Origin of the sequence: Mesorhizobium sp. B2-3-2 (genome assembly GCF_006442295.1) — a bacterium.
In the GTDB taxonomy this organism is placed as follows: Bacteria; Pseudomonadota; Alphaproteobacteria; order Rhizobiales; family Rhizobiaceae; genus Mesorhizobium.
In genome coordinates, this window is the sequence record NZ_VFWA01000025.1 from 23,814 (window position 1) to 44,253 (window position 20,440).

Below are 20,440 nucleotides of genomic sequence, written 5' to 3' on the forward strand. Positions count from 1 at the left end.
GTCGCGCATCCGTCCAAGATGCGGTTCAACGGAGGCTTCGGGAGGAGAACCGAATGGCGATTTGGCAGTGGGGACTGCTTCTGCTGGTTATTGTGTGGGCGCTGCAGTCGCTCGGCGTCTGGCTACAGATGCGGCACTATTCGGACGTCTTCCGGGGCGTCACCGACCAGTACAAGGATGGCTTCGTCGGGGCCGGCAATTTTCGCGGCCGGCTGGCCAAGGGCACCATCGCGCTCGTCGTGGTGACGCCTGACCTGATCGTGCGCCGCATGATGATCATGAGCGGGCGCTCGGTGTTCACCAAGTTCAAACGACATCAACAATTCGAGGGTGTTCCCCTCGATCGACTCCGGTCCAACCCTGCGATCATGGGGGAGGGGGAACCCGGTGTGGCCGAGGCCGTGAAACGGGCGATCGAACAGATCGACAAAGCACGGTCGGAGCCGGGGAAGAAGCCGGGCCTGTCCGGCTTGAACGTAGCAAGGGCCTAGAGGACGCCGCGCACCGGCCGGGATCAACCGGCGGGCGGCATAAGGAGGAGAAATGTCTGTATTTTCGTTATTGGCGCAGCATGCCGACATGGCCGTGCATAACCTGCATGTTGCAGGCACCATGGTCTCGGATGCTGCCTGGCACGGCAGGCTCGGCGTCGAGCATGCCACCGATCATCTCGTGGTCTTGGCGCAGGCGCAGACCGACAGCGCGCCGGTCACCGCCGATCAGCTGAAGGAACAGCTGAAAAACGTGCAGCAGGAAGAGCAACTCGGCTGGCTGACCGCAATCGGCAAATACTTCATCGGCATCTTCCAGAAGGGCGGCGAAGTGTTCGCCGGCTTCGTCACCGGCATCATCCCGACACTGGTGGTGCTGATGACCGCCTTCTACGCCGTCACCGAACTGGTCGGCGAGGAGCGCGTCCACGGCCTGGCGCGCGGCGCCGGCAGGATCGCGCTGACCCGCTATACGCTGCTGCCTCTGCTGGCGGTGTTCTTCCTCACCAACCCGATGGCTTACACCTTCGGATCGTTCCTGGAAGAAAAGCACAAGCCCGCCTTCTATGACGCGGCTGTCTCCTACGTGCATCCGCCGCTCGGCCTGTTCCCGCATATCAACCCGGGCGAATACTTCGTCTGGGGCGGCATGCTGGTCGCGTTGCTTGACCTGGAGAAGCGGGGTGTCGTCGCCGCAGGCTATCACGTCCAGGTGGCGATCTGGTACGCCATCGTCGGCCTCGTCGTCATCCTGCTCAAGGGCATGCTGACCGAGCGCATCACCGCCATCATGGCACGCCGCCAGGGCGTCGAGCTGTAAGGGCGGGGAGGACATCATGGCCAAGACATACAAAGCCGTAAGGATCTCCCGGGGCTCCACAGGCTGGGGCGGCCCGCTCGTCATCGAGCCGACCGCACAGCGCGACAAGATCGTCTCCGTCACCGGAGGCGGCATCCATCCCGTGGCACAGCTCATCGCCGACATGACCGGCGCCACGGCCGTCGACGGCTTCAAGGCGCCGCCGATCGAAAGCGAGATGGCGGTCGTCGTCGTCGACTGCGGCGGCACCGCACGCTGCGGCGTCTATCCGCGCAAGCGCATTCCGACCGTCAACCTGACGCCGGTCGGCCAGGCTGGGCCGCTCGCCCAGTTCATCACCGAGGACATCTACGTTTCGGGCGTGAAGCCGGCCAATGTCACGATGGCGGACGGATCCGAGGCGGTCACCACCGCGGGGGGAGCAGCATCGATGAGTCCAGGTAACAACACCGCGGCCGCGGCACCACAGCCGCTGCCGAGCGAAGGCGGGGTGATCGGCCTGATCAGCTCGATCGGCCGCGTCATGGGCCGCGTGGTCGGCATCTTCTTCAATGCCGGTCGCCGCACGATCGACCAGGTGGTGCGCAACGTGCTGCCGTTCATGGCCTTCGTGACCATGCTCATCGGCCTGATCCTGTACACCGGCATCGGCGACGTGCTGGCCCAGCCGATGGGACCGCTCGCCAACAACATCGTCGGTCTGCTGATCATCTCGGCCATTTGCGGCCTGCCGTTCCTGTCCCCCATCCTGGGACCGGGCGCGGTCATCGCGCAAGTCATCGGCGTCGCCATCATCGGGCCGCAGATCGCCAACGGCACGATTTCGCCGGCAATGGCGCTGCCGGCGCTGTTTGCCTACAACACCCAGGTGGGCTGCGACTTTGTGCCGGTCGGCCTGGCGCTCGGTGAAGCCAAGCCGAAGACGATCGAAATCGGCGTTCCGGCGGTGCTCATCAGCCGCCAGATCATGGGCCCGGTCTCGGTGCTGATCGCCTGGGTCGTCAGCCTGATCGTGTTCTAAGCAAATTCCGGGAAAGCCTGAAACGGTTTTTCCGGGAAAAGCGCATAGCGCTTTCCGTTGGGAATTGCGCCAAAACAAGGAGATAGAGGGGTTCATCGTGTCGATGAACCCTTCGAGGAAAGTAGAAATGAGGTTCGCCACATGACGGTTCTGCTGAGGACACGGGTCACTTCCATCGGGCCTGAAGTGGCGGATCTTGCCGAAGGGGGCGTGCTCATCCTGTTCGCGGATGGCTCGCCGCCGGAGCTTGCCGAGGTTTCCGTGCTTCACAAGACGGAACTCGGGCCCAGCGAAGGCGCGCCCCAGAAGGGCGCGTCGATCACCCTTGGACCTGTTTCCGCTACAATCACGGCGGTCGGCTCCAGCGCCTGGAGCAAGGTGCTCGAGATGGGGCATGTCGTCATCTCGTTCAATGGCGCCACCGAGGCCGAGCGGCCGGGCGAGATCTGCGCTTCGCAGGTCGACACACAAGCGCTCGTGGCCGCCCTGAAGACAGACGCGATCATCACCATCGCCGCCTGAAGCATTCGCGCCGCGACCCATGTCGGCGCGGCGCCACAACAGAGTATTTGCCATGGAACGCTCGACCATCGTCAGAGTGCATGAAGGTTTGCACGCCCGCCCCGCCACGCGCTTCGTCAAGCTTGCCAAGGGTTTCGAATCCGATGTCGAGCTGGTCAAGGACGGCAAGGCGGTCAGCGCCAAGAGCTCGGTCAAGCTGATGCTGCTGGCGGTCAAGGAAAACCAGGAAGTCACCGTGCGGGCGAATGGCGCGGACGCCATCGAAGCGATCGAGGCGCTGATCGGCTATCTCGAAAATCCCAAGGCAGGTCTCGACGATGACGATCCGCAACCGGCCGCCAATACGGGCGAGGACACTGTGCCGGCGTCCGAACCCGTACCGGCTGTTTCAGGCGCGGCCGGTTTGCGCGGCGTCGCGGCGAGCGAGGGCGTCGCCATCGGGCCTGCCTTCGCGCATTTTCCGCCTGACATCGCTGGACAGGGCCGCATGCTGCAGGCGGAGGAGATCGCCGGCGAGATCGACAGGTTCCGCGCCGCCGTCGCCGCCGTTCAGGCGCGCATGGACAAGGCACTGGCGCAGGACACCCTGTCCGCCGGAGATCGCGGCATCATCGCGGCGCTGCGGGACATCGCCGCCGACGACAGCCTGACCGGCGAGGCCGAGAAGGCGATCAAAAGCGGCAATGACGCCGTCTCAGCCGTCATCACCGCCGCCTCCACCATTGCCGCCGATTTCAGCGCGGTCGACGATCATTATCTCAACGCGCGCGCCGACGACGTGCATGCGGTCGGACGACAGATCTGTCTGGCGCTGCTCGGCCAGGATGACGCCAGCCTCGAAAATATTCCCGAAGGCGCCATCCTGATCGCCGACGACATAGGCGCCTGGGACCTGGCGCGGGCGCCGCTGAAGCGCATCGGCGGGGTGGTATGCGGCCATGGCGGGGCCACCTCGCACATCGCCATCATTGCACGTTCGCACGGCATTCCGGCAGTGCTGGGCCTTGGCGACCAGGTCAATGCCCTGCGCGGCGCGCGCGAGGTGGCCGTGGACGGCAATGGCGGGCAGGTGATCGTCGACCCCGATGCGGCGACCCGCGCGGACTTTGCCGCCCGCGTCGAGGCGGCCGCCAAGGAGCGCGCCGGACTGGCCGTGTTCAAGACCGTGACGCCAAAACTCGCGGACGGCAGGGTCATCGAGGTCGCCGCCAATATCGGCTCGCTGGAGGAAATCGAGGCTGCGCAGGAAGCCGGCGCCATGGGCGTCGGCCTGTTCCGCACCGAGCTTCTGTTCATGCGCCATATGCATCTGCCCTCCGAGGACATGCAGGCCGAGACCTATGCGGCGCTGGCCAAGGCATTCGCGCCCTATCCCGTCATCGTGCGCACGCTCGACATAGGCGGCGACAAGCCGATCGCCGGCATCGAATTTCCCGACGAGGAAAATCCCTTCCTCGGCTGGCGCGGCATCCGCATGTGCCTCGATCGGCCCGACATCTTCAAGCGCCAGCTGCGGGCGCTGCTCAGGGCAGCCGTGCACGGCAACATCAAGGTGATGTTGCCGATGGTCTCCGACATATCGGAGGTGCGGCAGACGCGGGTCCTGGTTGCCGAATGCGCGACGGAACTGAAGGCGCAAGGCGTGCCGCATGCGGCGTTCGATCTCGGCGTGATGATCGAAACGCCGGCCGCCGTGCTGATCGCGCCGGCGCTGGCGAAAGAAGTGTCGTTCTTCTCGATCGGCACCAACGACCTGACCCAGTACATCATGGCCGCCGACCGGCTCAACCCGACCGTGGCCAAGCTCAACGACGTCGCCAACCCGGCCGTCATGTCGGCGATCGAGTTGACGGCAAAGGCCGGCGTGGCCGCCGGCATCATGGTGGGCATGTGCGGCGAGGCGGCCGGCCGCCCGGACCTCATCCCGGCCTTTCTCGAGATGGGGCTGACCGAGCTCTCGATGAGCCCGGCCTCGATCCAGCGCGCCAAGAAGACCATCACGGCCATGGCTGCCGGGCGCTAGTCTCGACCGGAACCGGCAGCTAGGGCAGATGGGCAAGCAAGGTGGCGAAGACAGGTGTCAATTCATCGGCCGGGCTCGCCTTGGCACAGGCCTTGACGATGCGGTCGTGACGGATGCCGGCCGCCAGAACCGCGATCTCCAGCATGTCGGGCTCCGGCGCACCGTCGCTGGTCGTGGTGGCCAGGCCGCAGGCCAGGACGACAGGCGCCAGGCAAGCGATGTCGAGCGCCCGGTCGCCGATCGCATCCGGTTCGGCTTCGGCAAAGCGGACAGGACGGTGGTTGAGGCACTCGACCAGCAGCGCCGCACAGGCAGCGGCGACGGCCGGCAGCGCGGCGGGGGCGGGTCTGGCGGGTATCGCTGCCAGCAGACCGGCGTGGCGCTTTCGCATGGCGGCGTGGACGGCGGCGAAATCCGCCTCGTGGATCCGGGCATTGTCGATCTTCAGGGCGGCGAGCACGGTCCTGGTCAGATAATACATGTCGCGCCGGAAAACGCGCTCGGCGCTCGACCGGCGTTCCTCGTTGCCGGCCGGGAAATAGATGCCAAGGCCTTTCACGGTCGTTCCGTCGATCTTCGTCGGGCGTTCATGCGGGACAAAGGATTCGGCGATCGACAAGGCTTCGTCGACGGCACTGGCGGCATGGCCGAGCAGGCCTTCGATGCCTTTGCCCGGGAACGGCGGCAAATGGCTGGTTGCTTCCCGCACGAGATTGGCATCGCTGTCGCTGTCGTGGCGGCTCTGGCGAATGATGTCGCGGACGTCGCGCAGCCGGTCCTTCAAATTGACGCGAACATCCCTGGAGATTTGTCGGAGCATCGCGAATCGCCTCGAAAACGTCTACCGGACTCGGCCGCCGAGAGCCGGCCGCTGACCCTACATTGTTCCTATCGATTGGTAGATCAATAGGCGATATTAAACCAGCGTGGAGAATCGGCGAGGGACTCCTACATCGCCGAGCGGGGAGACAGACAGTTGGGCAGGCGACGGCAGGGCGATAGCGAAAACGGCGGGGCCGAGGCGCCCGAACAGGTCGTCAACGAGAGCCGTACGGACCGCCTCAGGATCCGCGCCGCCTGGATGTATTTCGTCGAGCAGATGACGCAGAACGAGATCGCCGACGTGCTCGGCGTCGGCCGCGTCACCATCGTGCGCATGCTGGCGGAGGCACGTTCCCGCAACGAGGTGAAAATCACCATCGAAAGCGAGTTGTCCGAGATCGTGCGGCTGGAGCGCGCGCTGGAGCGCACGTTCGGCCTGAAGCAGGCGCTGGTGGCGCCGCTGACCGCGCCCAATGCCGATCCGATCCCCGCGATCAGCGCCAAGACCGGGATCTTCCTGTCCGACACGATGAAATCCGGCATGCGCGTCGGCGTCGGCTGGGGTCAGACGCTGTTCTCGAGCCTGCCCTTCATCAGCGCCAAATCGCTCACCGACTTCAAGGTGATATCGCTGCTGGGCGGTGTGGGCGTCGTGCGCCGCTACAACCCGGCCGAGTTCGCCTGGCGCTTCGCCCAAATCTTCCAGGGCGACGGCTATCTGATCCCGACGCCGGCCGTCGTAGACAGCGTCGAGACCAAGATCGCGCTGGTCGAGCGTTGCGGCCTGCAGGAAGTCTTTGAGATGGCCAACGTGCTCGATGCCGTTCTGCTGAGCGTCGGCGGTATCGCTTCGGCCACCACCTTCTCTCGCGGCGGCTTTCTCAAGGAGGCGGACCGCGAAGCCTTGGTCGCGCGTGGCGCCGTTGGCGACCTTCTGTTCCATTTCTTCGACCGCAATGGCGATCTGGTCGATCATCCCGTCAACAGCCATGTGATGTCGGTGGAGGTCGATCGGCTGCGCAAGGCGCCGATCCGCATTCTCACGTCCGGCGGCGAAGAGAAGACAGCGGCGCTGCTCGGCGCCATGAACCTGATCGCGCCGACGATCCTGATCACCGACGAAGAGAGCGCAAGGCGCATGCTCGAGGCGGTCAACGGAAGCTGAAGGACCCCGTGATGTAGTCCGGCTGGGCCCCGTATTCGTCGAAAACTGCGGCAAGGTCCGGCGTGTCCGCCAATATCCCGCTTAGAACCAGTGCGGTGGCGAGGTCGACGCCCTTGCCGCCAGCGATGTCATGCTCGACGCTGTCGCCGACGCAGACCACAGTGCGGCGGTCGGGCGCACCGGCCAACGCCAGTGCTGCCTCGAAAATCGCCGGACCGGGCTTGCCGATGCGAGTGACGCTGCCGCCCAGGCTCTCATAAAGGTCCGCCAGCCGGCCGGCGCCGAAGCGGGGCCCGACCGCCGTCAGCATGATCTTGTCGGGATTGGTGCAGAAGCATGGCACCTTTCGCGCCGCCGCCGGCGCAAGCAGCCGGCGATAGTGGTCGAGGTCGTAGCGGTCGCCCTCGCTGGCCGCGATCAGTACCAGGTCGGCGGTATCGCCGGCACCGGTCAACACAAAAGGCAGGCCCTCGATCGCTGTGCGGTCATTATCGCGGCTGATCAACAGGCAGTTCGTGCCGGGCCGCAACGCTCCGGTCGCCGCCATTTCATGGAAGGATCGCCACGCCACCTCGCCGGAGGAAACGAAATGATCCCAGCTTCCGGCCTCGAAGCCGAGCCTCAGCAAACGGTCTTCGTTGGGCTTGGCGCGCCTGCCGGAGTTGGAGACCAGCACCACGGTCTTTCCGGCGCGCTTCAGTGCCGACAACGCTGCCACCGCGCCTGGATAAGGGGCGGAGCCGTCGTGCAGCACGCCGAACTGGTCGAGCAGGAAAACCTGGTAGCGCTCCACCAGCGGCCCGATGCCGTCGAGGCGTTCGACCATTGCGGTACTCATAGCGGCCCGGCCTCTTTCAGAGATAGCAACCCTGCCCTGTCTGCCCCCTTCAGCGCCAGCCTGGCGGTGCCGGCGGCTGCCTCGTCGGAAAGGGCGGGCAGGAACGCGACGCCGAGCTTGCGCTGTCGGATCGCGCTCCACGCCGGATTTGCCGCGCCGCCGCCGACGCTGCGCACCGAAGTCAGCGCCGGCGCGCCGAGCTCGCCAAGCCGGCGATAGCCGAGCGCCTCGATCGCGGCCATGCCTTCGAACATTGCCTTGAGATAGTCGGCATCATCCGCCGGGCGCGGGACCAGGCGCGGGGGGAGCGCCGGATCGGCGATCGGGAACCGCTCGCCCGATGTGGCGAGCGGATAATAGTCGAGGCCGGTCTCGGTCGCCGGGTCGATCATGGCGCTGAGCTCGATGATGCGCGCGAGCGGAAAATGCTGCGCCAGCACCTTGCCGCCGGAATTCGAGGCCCCTCCGGCCAGCCAGACATTGCCCAGCCGATGGCTGTAGATGCCGTATTGCGGCGCCGAAATCGGCCGGTCGGACAGGATCTTGATGGTAAGCGAGGATCCAAGCGCCGTGACCCCGTCGCCGACCCCCGCGGCACCCGTCGCCAGGAAAGAGGCGCAGCCATCGGTCGTGCCGGCAACGACGATCACGTCGCGGGCCAAGCCGAACAGATCCGCCATCGCCGCGTTGAGCGTGCCGGTGACGTCGCCCGGCTCGACGACGTCAGGCAGCAAATCCATGCGCATTCCGGTCGCCGCGATCCAGTCCGGCCAACGGCGGGTCTCGACATCGTAGCCGGTCTTCAAGGCGTTGTTCTCGTCGCTGATGTCGAAGCGGCCCGAGAACTGTCCGGCGATCCAGTCCGCCTGATGCAGCACCGCCGCCACGCCCGGCAGGTGCTGGAAGTGAAGCGCCTTGGCGAGGCCTGAGGTCGCGCCGTGCGCGGCGCTGCCCGCCGGCGCCTCGCGCGCGATCGCGGCCAGTATGTCGTCGTCGGCGACCTTGTCGTTGTACATCAGCGGTTCGGCGAGCGGCCGTCCGGCGACATCGACCGGCAGCAACGTGCCCGAGGTGCCATCGACGGCGATGGCGCGGACCGTGGTCCGGTCGATGCCCGCAATCAACTCCGCCAGCGCTGCCCGGACCGCTTGCCACCATGCCGCCGGGCTGCGCGGATCCTGACCAAATGCGTCGAGGCGGACGGCGGTTTGGCCGGCAATGGAAAAGTCCGGGCGCATGGCTACGGCGCGGGCGCCCGAGGTGCCGACATCGACGCCGATGACGAGGCGATTCGAGAGAGGCGAGCTAGCGACGGGCGACATGTCAGCCACCGGAGGCGTTCAGTTTCTGGCGGTACTGCTCGGCGTCCCAGTTGACGAGTTCGTCGTTCTCCGCCTCGGTAAGGTAATTCAACGTCGCCGTAACATCGACCCGCGCCGTCACGTCGGCAAGGCAACGCTGCATGGCGTCGGCGCCGGCGCTGGCGTTGGCGCGCATCAGGACGCCGAGGCCGGGGAACAGGATCGATGCGGGCTGGGCGCCGCGGCGCCTGACGACAGCGGCGACGTCCTCGCCGGGCGCAGCCACCACCGAGCCCTCGCCGAGGAAGATGACATGGTCGGGATAGAGGCTGCCGCCCGATGCCATGCGACGGCTGTCGGGATCGATGGCGACCGCGTGCGCCTCGACATCCGCGGGCAAGCGGTAGCCGGAGTTTGCGGCAAGCGCGGTCAGTGCCGCGATGTCGGGCGCGGCCGCTTCGCGCGGCGCCCTTGCCAGAAGCCCGGTGACGCGGCGCAACAGCGCCTCGGCCTCGGTAACGGTCTCGGCCGCGACGACGAGGCCGTGATTGCCCAGGATCAGGACATCGACGCCCGGCCGCAGCCTTTCGGAGATGCCCTGGGCCAGCGGCAGGCCCGGCCGCCGGTAGGGAACATAGGCCCATTCGATGCCCGCGAGCCGGCGCGCGGCCAGGACCTCGCAATCGGCCTGCACGGCAAGCGAAATGGTGTCGACGCAGTGGACATGCAGGACCACGCGCTGCGGCATCAAGGCATGCACCGTGGTCTCGATGGAGGGGCGCAGCCCGCGCGGGTTGAGCGCGCCGATGGCGAAGGCCTGCGGCTGGTCGGCGGCGGGATCGCGTCGTTCAACCGCCTCGAGCAATGGCGCCATCGCCACCGGCACCATGATGTCATCGGCGAGCGCGTCTTTCAGCCAGGTCCCGGAGGCCTTGATCCACAGCGTGTCTCCGGCTTTCAGCGAGGTATTGCCGCCGGCGGCCTGGGTCAAAAGCGGATCCTGTCCGATGGCGGCCGAAAGCGCCCGCAGTGCCGCCAATTCCTGCGCATCCGCCTGGGTCGCCATCACGCCTCTCCTCCAACAATCCGCCAACCGTCGAATGCGGTGGTCGGGCATTCGACGGGGTTGATATCGCAGATAAGAGTGAGTTCCGTCAACCGTGATCGAATACCGTCAGTTGCGGCTTGCAATCGAGCTAATGTTGAGTAAGTTACACCACATGCCGTCGCAGAACGGCGTTTTTGGAGGAAACAGTTGAGCGACTCCGGCCGCCAGCGTCAGATCGTCGAACTCTTGCGCGATCGCCCCTTCGCCTCGGTGCGGGAGCTGCAGGAGCGGCTCGGCGTTTCGGCCGCGACGGTGCGGCGCGACATCGACCGGATCGACGAGGCGGGCGAGGCGCGCAAGGTCTATGGCGGTGTTTCGGCGCTCGACGGCACGTCGCATGCCGGCGTCGCCTATGCCCGGCCCTATGACGAGAATCGCGATCTCGCGGTCGAGGCCAAGCGGCAGATCGCCAATGTCGCCGCGACCATGGTGCGCGACGGCGACGCGGTCATCGTGCATGGCGGCTCGACCTGCTTCCATCTCGGGGTCAAGCTCGCCGAGCGCAACATCCGGCTCTACACCAATTCGATGCCGCTGGCGGCCTATCTGAGCGATCATGGCCATTGCAGCCTGACGGTTGCCGGCGGCGACCTGCACCGCGAGCCGGGGATCATTCACTCGCTTACCCATCCGGCACCTTTCTACGCTTCGAAGTTCTTTCTCGGCGCGCAAGGCATCGGCCAGGAAGGCTTGCTGGAATCGCACCCGCTGCTGGTGCGCTCGATCGTCGATCTCAGCCAGTGCGCCGACCAGATCGTCGTGCTGGCCGACAGCCGCAAGCTGTCGATCCAGGCCCGTAACGTCGCGCTGCCCCTGTCGCGTATCGGCACGCTGGTCACCGACGACGGTCTTTCCGATGCCGACGCGCGCATGCTGGAGGATGCCGGCGTCATGGTGCGGATTGCTTCCCCCATGGGAGCCATCGCATGAAGGTCGCGGTGCTCGACTTCGGCAAGACCAATTCGAAGCTGTTCGTCTTCGGCCAGGACGGACGCATTCTCGACGAGCGCCGGACCCAGCCGAAATGGACGCGCCAAGGCGGCTTCAGCGTGCTCGATGAGGCCGACCTCCACGATTGGGCGCTCGGCGCCGTCACCGCTGCGATCGAAAACCATGGCGTGGAAGGGGTGATGGTTTCGGGCCATGGCTGCACCTTCGCCCTGGTGGACGACGCGGCGCTGACGCATCCGATCCTCGACTATGAGCAGGAGCCGCCGGCCGAAATCGCCGCGCGGATCGATCGCCGCATTCCGGACTATGCCGAGACGTTCTCGCCGCGGCTGCCGCTGGGCTTCAATTATGGCCGCCACATGCTGTGGCTGCAGGAGGCCGCACCCGACGCTTTCGCGGCGGCGAAATGGATCCTTGGCTATCCGCAATATTGGAGCTGGCGCCTTGGCGGCAGGCCGGCTTGCGAAGTGTCCTATCTTGGCTGCCATTCGCATTTGTGGGCCCCGCGTCGTCACGATTTTTCCTCACTGGTCGACGCCGAGGGGTGGCGCCACCAGATGCCGGCCTTCGCGCGTGCCGGTACTGTCATCGGCGAGCAGGGCTTCGGCAGCGCGGCGCGACCGCTCGCCATCCACAACGGCGTCCACGACTCGAATGCCGCGCTCCACGCCTATCGGCGGCAGGGGCTGGGCCCGGTGACTGTGGTTTCGACCGGCACCTGGGTCGTCGTGCTCAATCCCGACTGTCCGCTCGAGGCGCTCGACCGCGATCGCGACATGCTGGTCAATGTCGATGTGGATGTTGGCCCGGTGCCGACCATCCGCTTCATGGGCGGGCGCGAATTCGCCGCCATCAGCGCCGGCTGGCAAGGCCCGGTCGACGGCGCGGCGGTGCAGCGGGCGATCGATGCCGGCATGATGGCGCTGCCGAGCTTCGCGCCGGGCGGGCCGATGCCAAGCCGTTCGGGCCGGCTGGTCGGACGCACGCCAGATGCCGGCGAGCGTGCGGCCGTGGCCCTGCTCTATGTCGCGCTGATGCTCGACCTCTGCCTCGACCTCATCCATTCCAGCAACACCGTGATCGTCGACGGCGGGCTCAACACTGGTGGCCTGCTCGCCAGCCTCCTGGCGCAGTTGCGGCCGGAGCAGGCCTTCATGCAGGGCGCTTCGCTGGAAGGCAGCGCCACGGGCGCGGCGGCTCTGGCTTTCGAAAGCGTCGGGCGTGAATTCGCCGCCGAGCCGCCGGAGCCGGTGAAGGCAGCGCGCTTCACCAACCTCGCCGGCTACCGCGACGGCTGGCGCGATCTGGTCGCCGGGACCGCCGGCAAGGCCGCAGCCCGATGAGCGCGGGGGCCAAGACTGAGGCAGCCGGCATGGGGGCAGAACGCCACCCGGTGCTGGAAATGCGCCATATTTCGAAGACGTTCGGCGCGATCCGCGCCCTGCAGGATGTTTCGCTTACCGTCCAGGCCGGCGAGCTGCACGCGCTGATGGGCGAGAACGGCGCCGGCAAGTCGACGCTGATGAAGGTGCTTTCGGGCGCCTATCGTCCCGATCCCGGCGGCGAGATCCTGATCGATGGCATGCCCGCCGCGACCGGCGATCCGATCAAAGCGCGCGCCAGCGGCGTCGCGGTGATCTACCAGGAACTGTCGTTGGCGCCCAATCTAACGGTAGCGCAGAACATTTTCCTCGGCAACGAACCGCGCCGTTTGGGCATCGTCGACCGCGACCAGTGCAACCGGCGCGCAACCGAGATCATCGGCCGGCTCGGCGTTTCCTTTTCGGCGCGTGCCCTGGTTTCCGGCCTGTCGCTCGGCGAGCGCCAACTGGTCGAGATCGCCCGGGCGCTGTCGACCAATGCGCGCATCATCGTCATGGACGAGCCGACCACGTCCCTGACCTCGCGCGAGACCGAGCGGCTGTTCGAGGTGATCGCAACGCTGAAGGCGCAAGGCATCGCCATCATCTACATCAGCCATCGCATGGAAGAGGTCTACCAGCTCGCCGACCGCGTCAGCGTGCTGCGCGACAGCGGCTATGTCGGCACGCTGGAGCGCGCCGACCTCAGCGCCTCGCGCCTCGTTTCGATGATGGTCGGCCGCGATCTCTCGGCGTTCTACAAGAAGGATCACCGCCCGCCGGGCGAAAAACGCGCCGTGGCGCTGTCGGTGCGCGGCATGTCCGACGGCAGGCTGCTGAAGGACTGCTCCTTCGACCTCTATCACGGCGAGGTGCTGGCGCTGGCGGGCCTGGTCGGCTCGGGTCGCACCGAACTTGCCAGGCTCATCTTCGGCGCCGACCGGCGCAGCGCCGGCACGTTGGAGCTCGACGGCGAGCCGATCGCCATCGGCTCGCCGCGCGAGGCGCTCGATGCCGGCATCGCCTACCTCACCGAGGACCGCAAGGAACTCGGCCTGTTCCTGGACATGTCTATCTCCGACAACATCAACATGGGCGTGCTGGCCAGGGACGCGCGTGCCGGCGGCTTCCGCGACTTCGCCGCCGCCGACAGGCGCGCTGCGAAAGCCGTCGCCGATCTTTCCATACGCACCCGCTCGGCGCAGGCCAATGCCGGTTCGCTGTCGGGCGGCAACCAGCAGAAGGTGCTGCTCGCTCGCCTGCTGGAGACCGAGCCCAAGGTGGTCATCCTCGACGAGCCTACGCGCGGCGTCGATGTCGGCGCCAAATCGGAAATCTACCGGCTGATCGACGATCTCGCCAACCGGGGCATCGCCATACTGATGATCTCCAGCGAACTGCCGGAGGTGATCGGCGTCGCCGATCGGGTGTTGGTGATGCGCGACGGCGCCATATCAGGCGAGGTGACGGCGTCCCCGGGCGAGCCGCTTCGCCAGGAAGCGATCATGGAACTTGCGACGGGAGCGGCCCAAGAAGGACCGAAGGAATGACCGACAGAACGACCGCGACGACGACGGTGGATCAGGCGGCAGTCAGGAGCCGGCGGCTGCGCACGGCTTTGGCCGCGCTCGGCATGCTGCCGGTGCTGGTGCTGCTGGCGGCCGGCTTCCAGTTCATCAATCCGCGCTTTCTCACCGGCACCAACCTGTTGATCGTCACGCAGCAATCGTCGATCAACATCGTGCTGGCGGCCGGCATGACCTTCGTCATCCTCACCGGCGGCATCGACCTGTCGGTCGGCTCGATCCTTGCCGCTTCCGCGATGGTGGCGGTGCTGGTGTCGCTGGTGCCCGACTGGGGCCTGCTCGGCGTGCCGGCGGCCATCCTGGTCGGTCTCGGCTTCGGGGTCATCAACGGGCTGCTCATCGCCTATATCAGGCTGCCGCCCTTCATCGTCACGCTGGGCTCGCTCACCGCCGTGCGCGGCGTCGCCCGCCTGCTCGGTGAAGACACGACCGTGTTCAACTCCGACCTGCCGTTTGACTTCATCGGCAATGGATCGCTGTTCGGCGTTCCCTGGCTGGTCATCATCGCGCTGACGGTGGTGGTGGTGTCGTGGCTGGTGCTGAAGCGCACCGTGCTCGGCACCTGGATCTATGCCGTCGGCGGCAATGCCGAGGCGGCGCGGCTGACCGGCATCAAGGTGCCGCTGGTGCTGCTCTTCGTCTATGGCGTGTCCGGCCTGCTGGCAGGCCTCGGCGGCGCCATGTCGGCGGCCAGGCTCTATGCCGCCAACGGCCTGCAGCTCGGCCAGTCCTACGAACTCGACGCCATCGCCGCGGTCATCCTGGGCGGCACAAGCTTCGTCGGCGGCGTCGGCTCGATCTGGGGCACGCTGATCGGCGGGCTGATCATCGCCGTGCTGTCCAACGGGCTCATCCTGGCCGGCGTCTCGGACATCTGGCAGTACATCATCAAGGGATTGGTCATCATCGTGGCGGTCGCCCTCGACCGCTACCGGCTCCAGGCAGGGGCAAGAACGTGAGTGACCTTGTCGCCGGCATCAAAGACCGGCTTGTGTAGCGCACCGTGAGAGGCGCGGGGCATCAGGAGGAAGTAAGCGTAATGAAGACCATCGCCAAACTGCTTTGCGGCGCCGCGTTCGCGGCCGTCGCCATTGCGCCGGCATCGGCCAAGGACCTGAACAAGGTCGGCATCTCGGTCGGCCTGCTCGGCAACCCCTTCTTCGTCGCCACCATCAAGGGCATCGAGGACGCGGCCAAGAAGATCAATCCGAACGTCGAGGTGACGTCGGTGTCGGCCGACTATGACTTGAACAAGCAGGTCTCGCAGGTCGATTCCTTCATCGCTGCCGGCGTCGACGTCATCATGCTCAACGCCGTCGATGCCAAGGCGATCGCGCCCGCGGTGAAGAAGGCGCAGGCGGCAGGCATCGTGGTGGCCGCCTTCGACGTCTCCGCGCCAGGCGCCGACGTCACCGTGATGACCAACAATGTCAAGGCCGGCGAGGAGGCCTGCCAATATCTGGTCGACCAAACCGGCGGCAAGGGCAACTACGTCATTCTCAACGGTCCGGCGTCTTCATCGATCCTGGAGCGCGTCAAGGGCTGCAAGAACGTGCTTGCCCAGCATCCCGACATCAAGATCCTGTCCGACGACCAGAACGCCGAAGGCTCGCGCGACGGCGGCCTGAAGGTGTTCCAGTCGCTGCTGACCCGTTTCGACAAGATCGATGCGGTGTTCGCCATCAACGATCCGACGGCGATCGGCGCCGAGCTCGCCGCCAAGCAGCTCAACCGCTCGGAGTTCATCTTCACCGCCGTCGACGGCGCGCCGGACATCGAGAAGGAACTGGCATCCGGCAAGTCCATGATCAAGGCCTCAGCTTCGCAGGACCCCTATGTGATGGCCGGCCAGTCGCTGACGATGGCCGCCGACGTGCTTGCCGGCAAGAAGCCGGCGGAGCCGGTGGTGCTGCTCGATCCGAAGCTGATCACCGCCGAGAATCTCAAGGACTACAAGGGCTGGACCGCGGCCCGCTGATCAGTCCAAGTGGGACGCGGCCGGGCTGACCTAGCCGCGTCCTCCTCATTTCGCCGCAAACCGGAGACGATCATGTCGCGCATCGGAATCCACTCTTTCGTCTGGTCGGCGAGCTCGACGCAAGCCGAGCTCGAACGCACGCTGGCCAACACCAAGGAGGCCGGCTTCGACCTGATCGAGTTCTCCTATCTCGACCCCGCCAATGTCGATATTGGCGGGCTCGCCAAGCGCATCGCCGATCTCGGCCTCGGTGTGGCGATCAGCATCGGCCTGCCGGCCGACGGCGATATTTCGAGCGCCGACAAGGCGGTTGCCGCGCGCGGCGTCGGGATCCTCAACGACACGGTTGCGCTGACGCGCGACCTTGGCGGCCAGAAAGTCGCCGGCATTCTCTCGACCAGCCACGGATTGCAGACCGAGGCGCCGACGCGCGACCAGTGGAACCGCAGCGCCGGGACGCTGGCCAGGGTCGCCGAGACCGCGAAGGCGGCAGGCGTCACGCTCAACCTCGAGATCGTCAACCGCTTCGAGAGCAATCTGCTCAACACCGCCGCGCAAGGGCTGGCCTTCATCGAGGACACCGGCGCCGACAACATCTTTCTCCACCTCGACACCTTCCACATGAACATCGAGGAGGCCGATGTCGGGCTGGCCATCCGCCATGCCGCCGGCAAGATCGGCTATGTCCATATCGGCGAGAGCCATCGCGGTTTCCTCGGCACCGGCAATATCGACTTCGCCGCGATATTCGATGCGCTGACGGCGATCGGCTATACCGACGATCTCAGCTTCGAATCCTTCTCCTCGGAGATCGTCGACGAGAACCTGTCGAAGAAGACCGCCATCTGGCGCAATCTGTGGACGGACAACATGGCGCTTGCCAAGCACGCGCGCGCCTTCATCGGGCTGGGAATGGAAACGGCAAGGCGCAAGGCGGAACTCGTCGCGGCGCGCCACAAGCCCTGAGGATTTCAGACTGACGAGCAGCAGGGATTGCCAAATCGCCCATCCCAGGCGCGGACGCGCCTGGTTCCTGGTGCAAGACCGCGAACTCGGCTTCATTGACTATGAAGGCAGTTAATGCTACAAAGTACCTATGGTGCTGAGTCGCGCCAATGACCCGCCGAGCAGGCGGGTTTTTTCGTTCAGTGCTCCGTCAAACAGCGCACCGGCGAAGGGCCAGTGAACCCGGATGCGTTGCCTTGGTCCTCATGACGGCATTGCCCATGCCATGCGCATCGGCTATCCGACGGTGCGACAGCGAAGCAGAACGGAGCCCCGGCGATGACGAACAAGACGATCCTGAAATTCGGCACCGTCGAACACGCGGAAGCCGGCGACCTGCCTGGCTGGATCGCGGTCGAGGGTCGGCCGACCATGCAAACCACCGTCCAGCACACGACCGCGGACGGCAAGGTGATCTCAGGAACCTGGCGGGCGTCGCCCGGTACCTATCACGCCACCTACACCGACTATGAGTTCGTGCACATGATCGCGGGCCGCATCATCATCACGCCCGACGGCGGCACGCCGGTCGAAGTCGGCCCCGGCGACGCCTTCGTGGTGGAAGCCGACTTCAAGGGAACCTGGAAGATCATCGAGCCGGTGACGAAACATTTTGTTGTCAGGGTGGGCTGAGGTAGGCCGCGGACAGACAAGCCAGCCGCTCGCCGGCCTTTGATACTTTTCGTCAATCCGGCCATAATCGCATATTTATTCAACTGGCGGGCCGTGGCTGGGGCCCGGTTGGAGCGAATGGGACCGGAATGCCGGCAGGGCGAACGATGCCCGCCTCGCTCATCGTGCCATCGCGTGAGACCCACGGCGAGCAACCCGCAGTCGGAGCACGCGGGACAACAGGACCCGTGGTCATTTCATTGTTTAGTGAGGAAAGCCTTGCAAGCCGGCGTGAGTTCGCCGAGGTGCTGTTTAAGGCAGCCTTGCGCCTTAACTTCGTTGTCCATGTGGCACACCCGCTTGGCGTCCGCTCTACAGGGTGTCTTGTAGGCATCTTTCGCCAAAGCGGCGTCGGTGAGAAAAAGCGATATACAAGCCAAAAGCGCCAGTTGAAGTGACTTTCGATTCCGCATGGTTGTGTTCCCATCGTGAGTGCAGAAGCGCGGTCTTTATATGCGTTAATGCTAAAGAATGGGAATCCACCATAAGGAGGAGGGTGCGAGCACCCGCGCAAAATCGGATGAGCAATGTAGCGCAAAACACGGCTTACATAAGCGCAGTGCTGACCACTGTCTCGCGCACGAAATCAATCAAAAGCGCTAATATAGTCCCCGGTTTGTCGAGCTTGTTTCCAATTTTGTGTCGGAGTAACCCAATATCGCTTGGGAACACGAAATGGAGAGGCTCGTCAGGATGCATGCGGGATGGGTTTTTCAAGCCGTTTTCCTGAAATATCGAATTGTTCCTTGGCAATACCGGGGAGAGAGACTCTCCGTGTAGAATAAATAACGAAGTCGCGATTACGGGCGTTTTATTCCTGATTTGTCGACGGCGCGAGGAATATTCGAGCCGTGATCGAGCAGTTTTAATCTAATTATAAATGAGGGGCGAGATGTCTACCGTGTTTAGACGCGCGTACATCAAACCAGGTTGGTGTTTTCTTCTCGTGGTCACGTCAGTTGCGTTCCTCATTTGCCTGGGGGGTGGGGAGCTCACTGCGGGTGAGTTCAAGAAAACCAGCTGTTGGTTCGAAATTCCCCGGGATCGGGCAATGACGTGTGGGACCGTGAATGTACCAGAAAATCGAAAGAAGACGGGTGGTACCGAGGTCGTCCTGTCCGTCGTTGTATTCGAACCAGACCGCGAACGGCACGAACCGGTAGTGTTTCTCACAGGAGGACCGGGGGCAGCCTACCGACATTGCCAATAGCGACGACATCGATGGATGGTGGGAATTCATCAGCGCCCAGAGCTGGATGATCGGACGCCGAGTAATCGTTGCAGATCAGCGGGGTATCGGAAAGTCCGCTCCCGCCTTGGACTGTTCTCAATATTTCAAGCCCGATCATTGGAACGCCATTCTCTCGAGCGTTGAGGTCGAAACCACCTTTGGCAAGCTCAAAAAAGATGAGGTTCTTGCATGCAGGACGGCGTTGATCGCAAAAGCATCGATCTTGATGCCTACAACACTGAGGAGAATGCGGAGGATATTGATGACCTTCGAAAGGCTCTGGGGATAGAAAAGTGGGTTCTCTATGGCGTATCGTATGGCACCAGGCTTGCACTGGAAGTGATGAACCGGCACCCCGAAGGGATCTCGGCGAGTATACTCGATTCAGTTGTTCCACTGGACATCAATTACCTGAACGAAGATGGGCCTAACCTGGACCGTTCTCTAAAGCTTCTGGAGCGAGACTGTGAGGCGGCGAACAGATGCATGAAAGGGATATCAAATGCTGTTCAGGTTATTACAAGACAGCTTGATCGGCAGCCGTTGCTCTTGCGCAGCACAGATAAAGAGGCGCGCTACACATATGTCTCAGGGGCAGATTTCCTCGAACTTATATTCGGCATTTTATATGACCGCGATGCGATCCTGACCCTACCGGAGCTGATCGAGAGGACATACAAACAGGATTTCAGACCCCTGGCGGAGATACTTTTCGATGCTGACGACTTGGAGATCTCCCAAGGTATGGACTTCTCTATAAGTTGTTCCGACAGCGATCTCCCCGATCTGAATGGCAAGCAGGACAAATACTGGTCGAAATGGGTTGAGCTGAACGACTACTCCTGGGCATGCCCTCTTTGGATGCTTGAGAACGGATCAGCATCGCGGATGCAGCCGCGCCGCACGGACATACCCACTCTTCTGTTGTCAGGAGAATATGATCCGGCAACGCCGACAACGTGGGCGGACCACGCGGCGAAAACCCTTCCTTTCGGTCAGGTGGTGGTTTTTCGGGGGATCGGACACGATGTGATAGATTCCGACCCGTGCGGGTCGAAAGTAGTTGCTGATTTCCTCGCAAACCCCAAGCTCAAGTTGAAGACTGAATGTGTCGGCGAGATGGGGGCCCCGCAGTTCCCAAGCCCGCCAAAGGAACTGTGGTCGGGGGCGGAGACACTACGCTCACTATCGGCAGCTCGCTCCAAGCAGTCTAGGTTGAGACTCCGATTTTGGCACTGAAGTTCTTCTCGAGTCAATTGTGAAAGTCCGCAGTTGGCTACTGGTGAAGTCCATATAAAGCCGAATGCGCGAATAAATTAAATACCAGCTTAGCGCCATTCAAGAACCCCTCTCGTCTTGTGGGTGCAAGTCGCGTGCCTGTCACCTTCGATTGTCAAATGCCGAAAATTCACAGAAATTCTAGGAGGATCGAACAGTGTTTACGTCTCGTCGTGTATTGCTTTCGGCCTTGGGTGCAAGCATCGCATACGCCGCCTTTGGTGGCATCGCGTCTGCGGGCGGCGGCGGAGGCGGAGGCGGCAAGGG

General features: G+C 64.3%; 18 protein-coding genes. 14 read left to right on the plus strand and 4 right to left on the minus strand.

Translation table 11 applies throughout. The annotated features are described in order from the left end of the window. Positions 1 to 53 precede the first annotated feature (53 nt). The 5 genes from FJ964_RS30115 to ptsP all read left to right on the plus strand — a co-directional run bounded on the left by FJ964_RS30115 (position 54) and on the right by ptsP (position 4,877). Positions 54 to 491, plus strand: a complete 438-nt coding sequence (locus FJ964_RS30115) for a transcriptional regulator GutM (protein ID WP_140554306.1) — start codon at positions 54 to 56, stop codon at positions 489 to 491. Between the two features lie 52 nt (positions 492 to 543). After that, the gene (locus tag FJ964_RS30120) at positions 544 to 1,311 is read left to right on the plus strand and encodes a PTS glucitol/sorbitol transporter subunit IIC (protein ID WP_140554308.1); all 768 of its coding nucleotides are present in this window, start codon (positions 544 to 546) and stop codon (positions 1,309 to 1,311) included. A gap of 16 nt (positions 1,312 to 1,327) precedes the next feature. Beyond that, positions 1,328 to 2,332, plus strand: coding sequence for a PTS glucitol/sorbitol transporter subunit IIB (locus FJ964_RS30125; RefSeq protein ID WP_140554310.1), 1,005 nt, complete (start codon positions 1,328 to 1,330; stop codon positions 2,330 to 2,332). Positions 2,333 to 2,473: 141 nt separating this feature from the next. After that, positions 2,474 to 2,854, plus strand: coding sequence for a PTS glucitol/sorbitol transporter subunit IIA (locus FJ964_RS30135; RefSeq protein WP_140501604.1), 381 nt, complete (start codon positions 2,474 to 2,476; stop codon positions 2,852 to 2,854). A 52-nt stretch (positions 2,855 to 2,906) separates the two neighbouring features. Further along, complete coding sequence (gene ptsP / locus FJ964_RS30140) at positions 2,907 to 4,877, plus strand: phosphoenolpyruvate--protein phosphotransferase (protein ID WP_140554314.1); 1,971 nt, start codon at positions 2,907 to 2,909, stop codon at positions 4,875 to 4,877. A gap of 19 nt (positions 4,878 to 4,896) precedes the next feature. On the opposite strand, the gene FJ964_RS30145 is transcribed toward ptsP, so the two are convergent. Then, the gene (locus FJ964_RS30145; RefSeq protein WP_140554315.1) at positions 4,897 to 5,697 is read right to left on the minus strand and encodes a hypothetical protein; all 801 of its coding nucleotides are present in this window, start codon (positions 5,695 to 5,697) and stop codon (positions 4,897 to 4,899) included. 156 nt (positions 5,698 to 5,853) lie between these two features. On the opposite strand from FJ964_RS30145, the gene FJ964_RS30150 reads away from it, so the two are divergent. Further along, the gene (locus tag FJ964_RS30150; RefSeq protein WP_140554317.1) at positions 5,854 to 6,864 is read left to right on the plus strand and encodes a sugar-binding transcriptional regulator; all 1,011 of its coding nucleotides are present in this window, start codon (positions 5,854 to 5,856) and stop codon (positions 6,862 to 6,864) included. Here FJ964_RS30150 and FJ964_RS30155 read toward each other — a convergent pair. Genes FJ964_RS30155 through FJ964_RS30165 form a run of 3 tightly spaced genes read right to left on the minus strand, consistent with a single transcriptional unit; the run spans position 6,851 to position 10,069 of the window. Continuing rightward, on the minus strand, positions 6,851 to 7,702 hold the full coding sequence (locus FJ964_RS30155; RefSeq protein WP_140554318.1) for a TIGR01459 family HAD-type hydrolase: 852 nt from the start codon (positions 7,700 to 7,702) through the stop codon (positions 6,851 to 6,853). The two genes, FJ964_RS30150 and FJ964_RS30155, sit on opposite strands and share 14 nt — an antisense overlap. After that, the gene (locus tag FJ964_RS30160) at positions 7,699 to 9,024 is read right to left on the minus strand and encodes an FGGY-family carbohydrate kinase (protein WP_140554320.1); all 1,326 of its coding nucleotides are present in this window, start codon (positions 9,022 to 9,024) and stop codon (positions 7,699 to 7,701) included. The genes FJ964_RS30155 and FJ964_RS30160 overlap by 4 nt, the downstream gene beginning before the upstream one ends. A gap of 1 nt (position 9,025) precedes the next feature. Beyond that, positions 9,026 to 10,069 (minus strand): class II aldolase/adducin family protein, encoded by a 1,044-nt coding sequence (locus FJ964_RS30165; RefSeq protein WP_140554322.1) that lies wholly within the window; start codon positions 10,067 to 10,069, stop codon positions 9,026 to 9,028. 189 nt (positions 10,070 to 10,258) lie between these two features. On the opposite strand from FJ964_RS30165, the gene FJ964_RS30170 reads away from it, so the two are divergent. The 8 genes from FJ964_RS30170 (at position 10,259) to FJ964_RS30205 (ending at position 20,134) form a co-directional block, all read left to right on the plus strand. Beyond that, positions 10,259 to 11,041 carry a DeoR/GlpR family DNA-binding transcription regulator gene (locus FJ964_RS30170; protein ID WP_140554324.1) on the plus strand — a complete coding sequence of 261 codons (783 nt, stop codon included), beginning with the start codon at positions 10,259 to 10,261 and terminating at the stop codon, positions 11,039 to 11,041. Next, positions 11,038 to 12,405, plus strand: a complete 1,368-nt coding sequence (locus tag FJ964_RS30175; RefSeq protein ID WP_140554326.1) for a carbohydrate kinase — start codon at positions 11,038 to 11,040, stop codon at positions 12,403 to 12,405. The genes FJ964_RS30170 and FJ964_RS30175 overlap by 4 nt, the downstream gene beginning before the upstream one ends. Continuing rightward, entirely contained in the window at positions 12,402 to 13,973 is a 1,572-nt protein-coding gene (locus FJ964_RS30180; protein WP_140554327.1) for a sugar ABC transporter ATP-binding protein, read from the plus strand. Before FJ964_RS30175 ends, FJ964_RS30180 begins: the two co-directional genes overlap by 4 nt. Beyond that, on the plus strand, positions 13,970 to 14,968 hold the full coding sequence (locus tag FJ964_RS30185; RefSeq protein WP_140554329.1) for a ribose ABC transporter permease: 999 nt from the start codon (positions 13,970 to 13,972) through the stop codon (positions 14,966 to 14,968). The genes FJ964_RS30180 and FJ964_RS30185 overlap by 4 nt, the downstream gene beginning before the upstream one ends. Before the next feature lie 80 nt (positions 14,969 to 15,048). Then, the gene (locus FJ964_RS30190; RefSeq protein WP_140517934.1) at positions 15,049 to 15,987 is read left to right on the plus strand and encodes an ABC transporter substrate-binding protein; all 939 of its coding nucleotides are present in this window, start codon (positions 15,049 to 15,051) and stop codon (positions 15,985 to 15,987) included. A gap of 72 nt (positions 15,988 to 16,059) precedes the next feature. Then, the gene (locus tag FJ964_RS30195; protein WP_140554331.1) at positions 16,060 to 16,953 is read left to right on the plus strand and encodes a sugar phosphate isomerase/epimerase; all 894 of its coding nucleotides are present in this window, start codon (positions 16,060 to 16,062) and stop codon (positions 16,951 to 16,953) included. 318 nt (positions 16,954 to 17,271) lie between these two features. Continuing rightward, entirely contained in the window at positions 17,272 to 17,625 is a 354-nt protein-coding gene (locus FJ964_RS30200; RefSeq protein WP_140554333.1) for a cupin domain-containing protein, read from the plus strand. 1,459 nt (positions 17,626 to 19,084) lie between these two features. After that, entirely contained in the window at positions 19,085 to 20,134 is a 1,050-nt protein-coding gene (locus FJ964_RS30205) for an alpha/beta hydrolase (RefSeq protein ID WP_140554335.1), read from the plus strand. The last annotated feature ends 306 nt before the right edge of the window (positions 20,135 to 20,440 follow it).

Bases quoted from the DNA above. Each gene is read 5' to 3' on its own strand.
- FJ964_RS30165 (WP_140554322.1), bottom strand. From the start codon at position 10,069: ATGGCGACCCAGGCGGATGCGCAGGAATTGGCGGCACTGCGGGCGCTT.
- FJ964_RS30185 (WP_140554329.1), top strand. From the start codon at position 13,970: ATGACCGACAGAACGACCGCGACGACGACGGTGGATCAGGCGGCAGTC.
- FJ964_RS30125 (WP_140554310.1), top strand. From the start codon at position 1,328: ATGGCCAAGACATACAAAGCCGTAAGGATCTCCCGGGGCTCCACAGGC.
- FJ964_RS30120 (WP_140554308.1), top strand. From the start codon at position 544: ATGTCTGTATTTTCGTTATTGGCGCAGCATGCCGACATGGCCGTGCAT.
- FJ964_RS30175 (WP_140554326.1), top strand. From the start codon at position 11,038: ATGAAGGTCGCGGTGCTCGACTTCGGCAAGACCAATTCGAAGCTGTTC.
- FJ964_RS30205 (WP_140554335.1), top strand. From the start codon at position 19,085: ATGCAGGACGGCGTTGATCGCAAAAGCATCGATCTTGATGCCTACAAC.
- FJ964_RS30195 (WP_140554331.1), top strand. From the start codon at position 16,060: ATGTCGCGCATCGGAATCCACTCTTTCGTCTGGTCGGCGAGCTCGACG.
- FJ964_RS30145 (WP_140554315.1), bottom strand. From the start codon at position 5,697: ATGCTCCGACAAATCTCCAGGGATGTTCGCGTCAATTTGAAGGACCGG.
- FJ964_RS30155 (WP_140554318.1), bottom strand. From the start codon at position 7,702: ATGAGTACCGCAATGGTCGAACGCCTCGACGGCATCGGGCCGCTGGTG.
- FJ964_RS30115 (WP_140554306.1), top strand. From the start codon at position 54: ATGGCGATTTGGCAGTGGGGACTGCTTCTGCTGGTTATTGTGTGGGCG.
- FJ964_RS30200 (WP_140554333.1), top strand. From the start codon at position 17,272: ATGACGAACAAGACGATCCTGAAATTCGGCACCGTCGAACACGCGGAA.
- FJ964_RS30160 (WP_140554320.1), bottom strand. From the start codon at position 9,024: ATGTCGCCCGTCGCTAGCTCGCCTCTCTCGAATCGCCTCGTCATCGGC.
- ptsP (WP_140554314.1), top strand. From the start codon at position 2,907: ATGGAACGCTCGACCATCGTCAGAGTGCATGAAGGTTTGCACGCCCGC.
- FJ964_RS30135 (WP_140501604.1), top strand. From the start codon at position 2,474: ATGACGGTTCTGCTGAGGACACGGGTCACTTCCATCGGGCCTGAAGTG.
- FJ964_RS30190 (WP_140517934.1), top strand. From the start codon at position 15,049: ATGAAGACCATCGCCAAACTGCTTTGCGGCGCCGCGTTCGCGGCCGTC.
- FJ964_RS30180 (WP_140554327.1), top strand. From the start codon at position 12,402: ATGAGCGCGGGGGCCAAGACTGAGGCAGCCGGCATGGGGGCAGAACGC.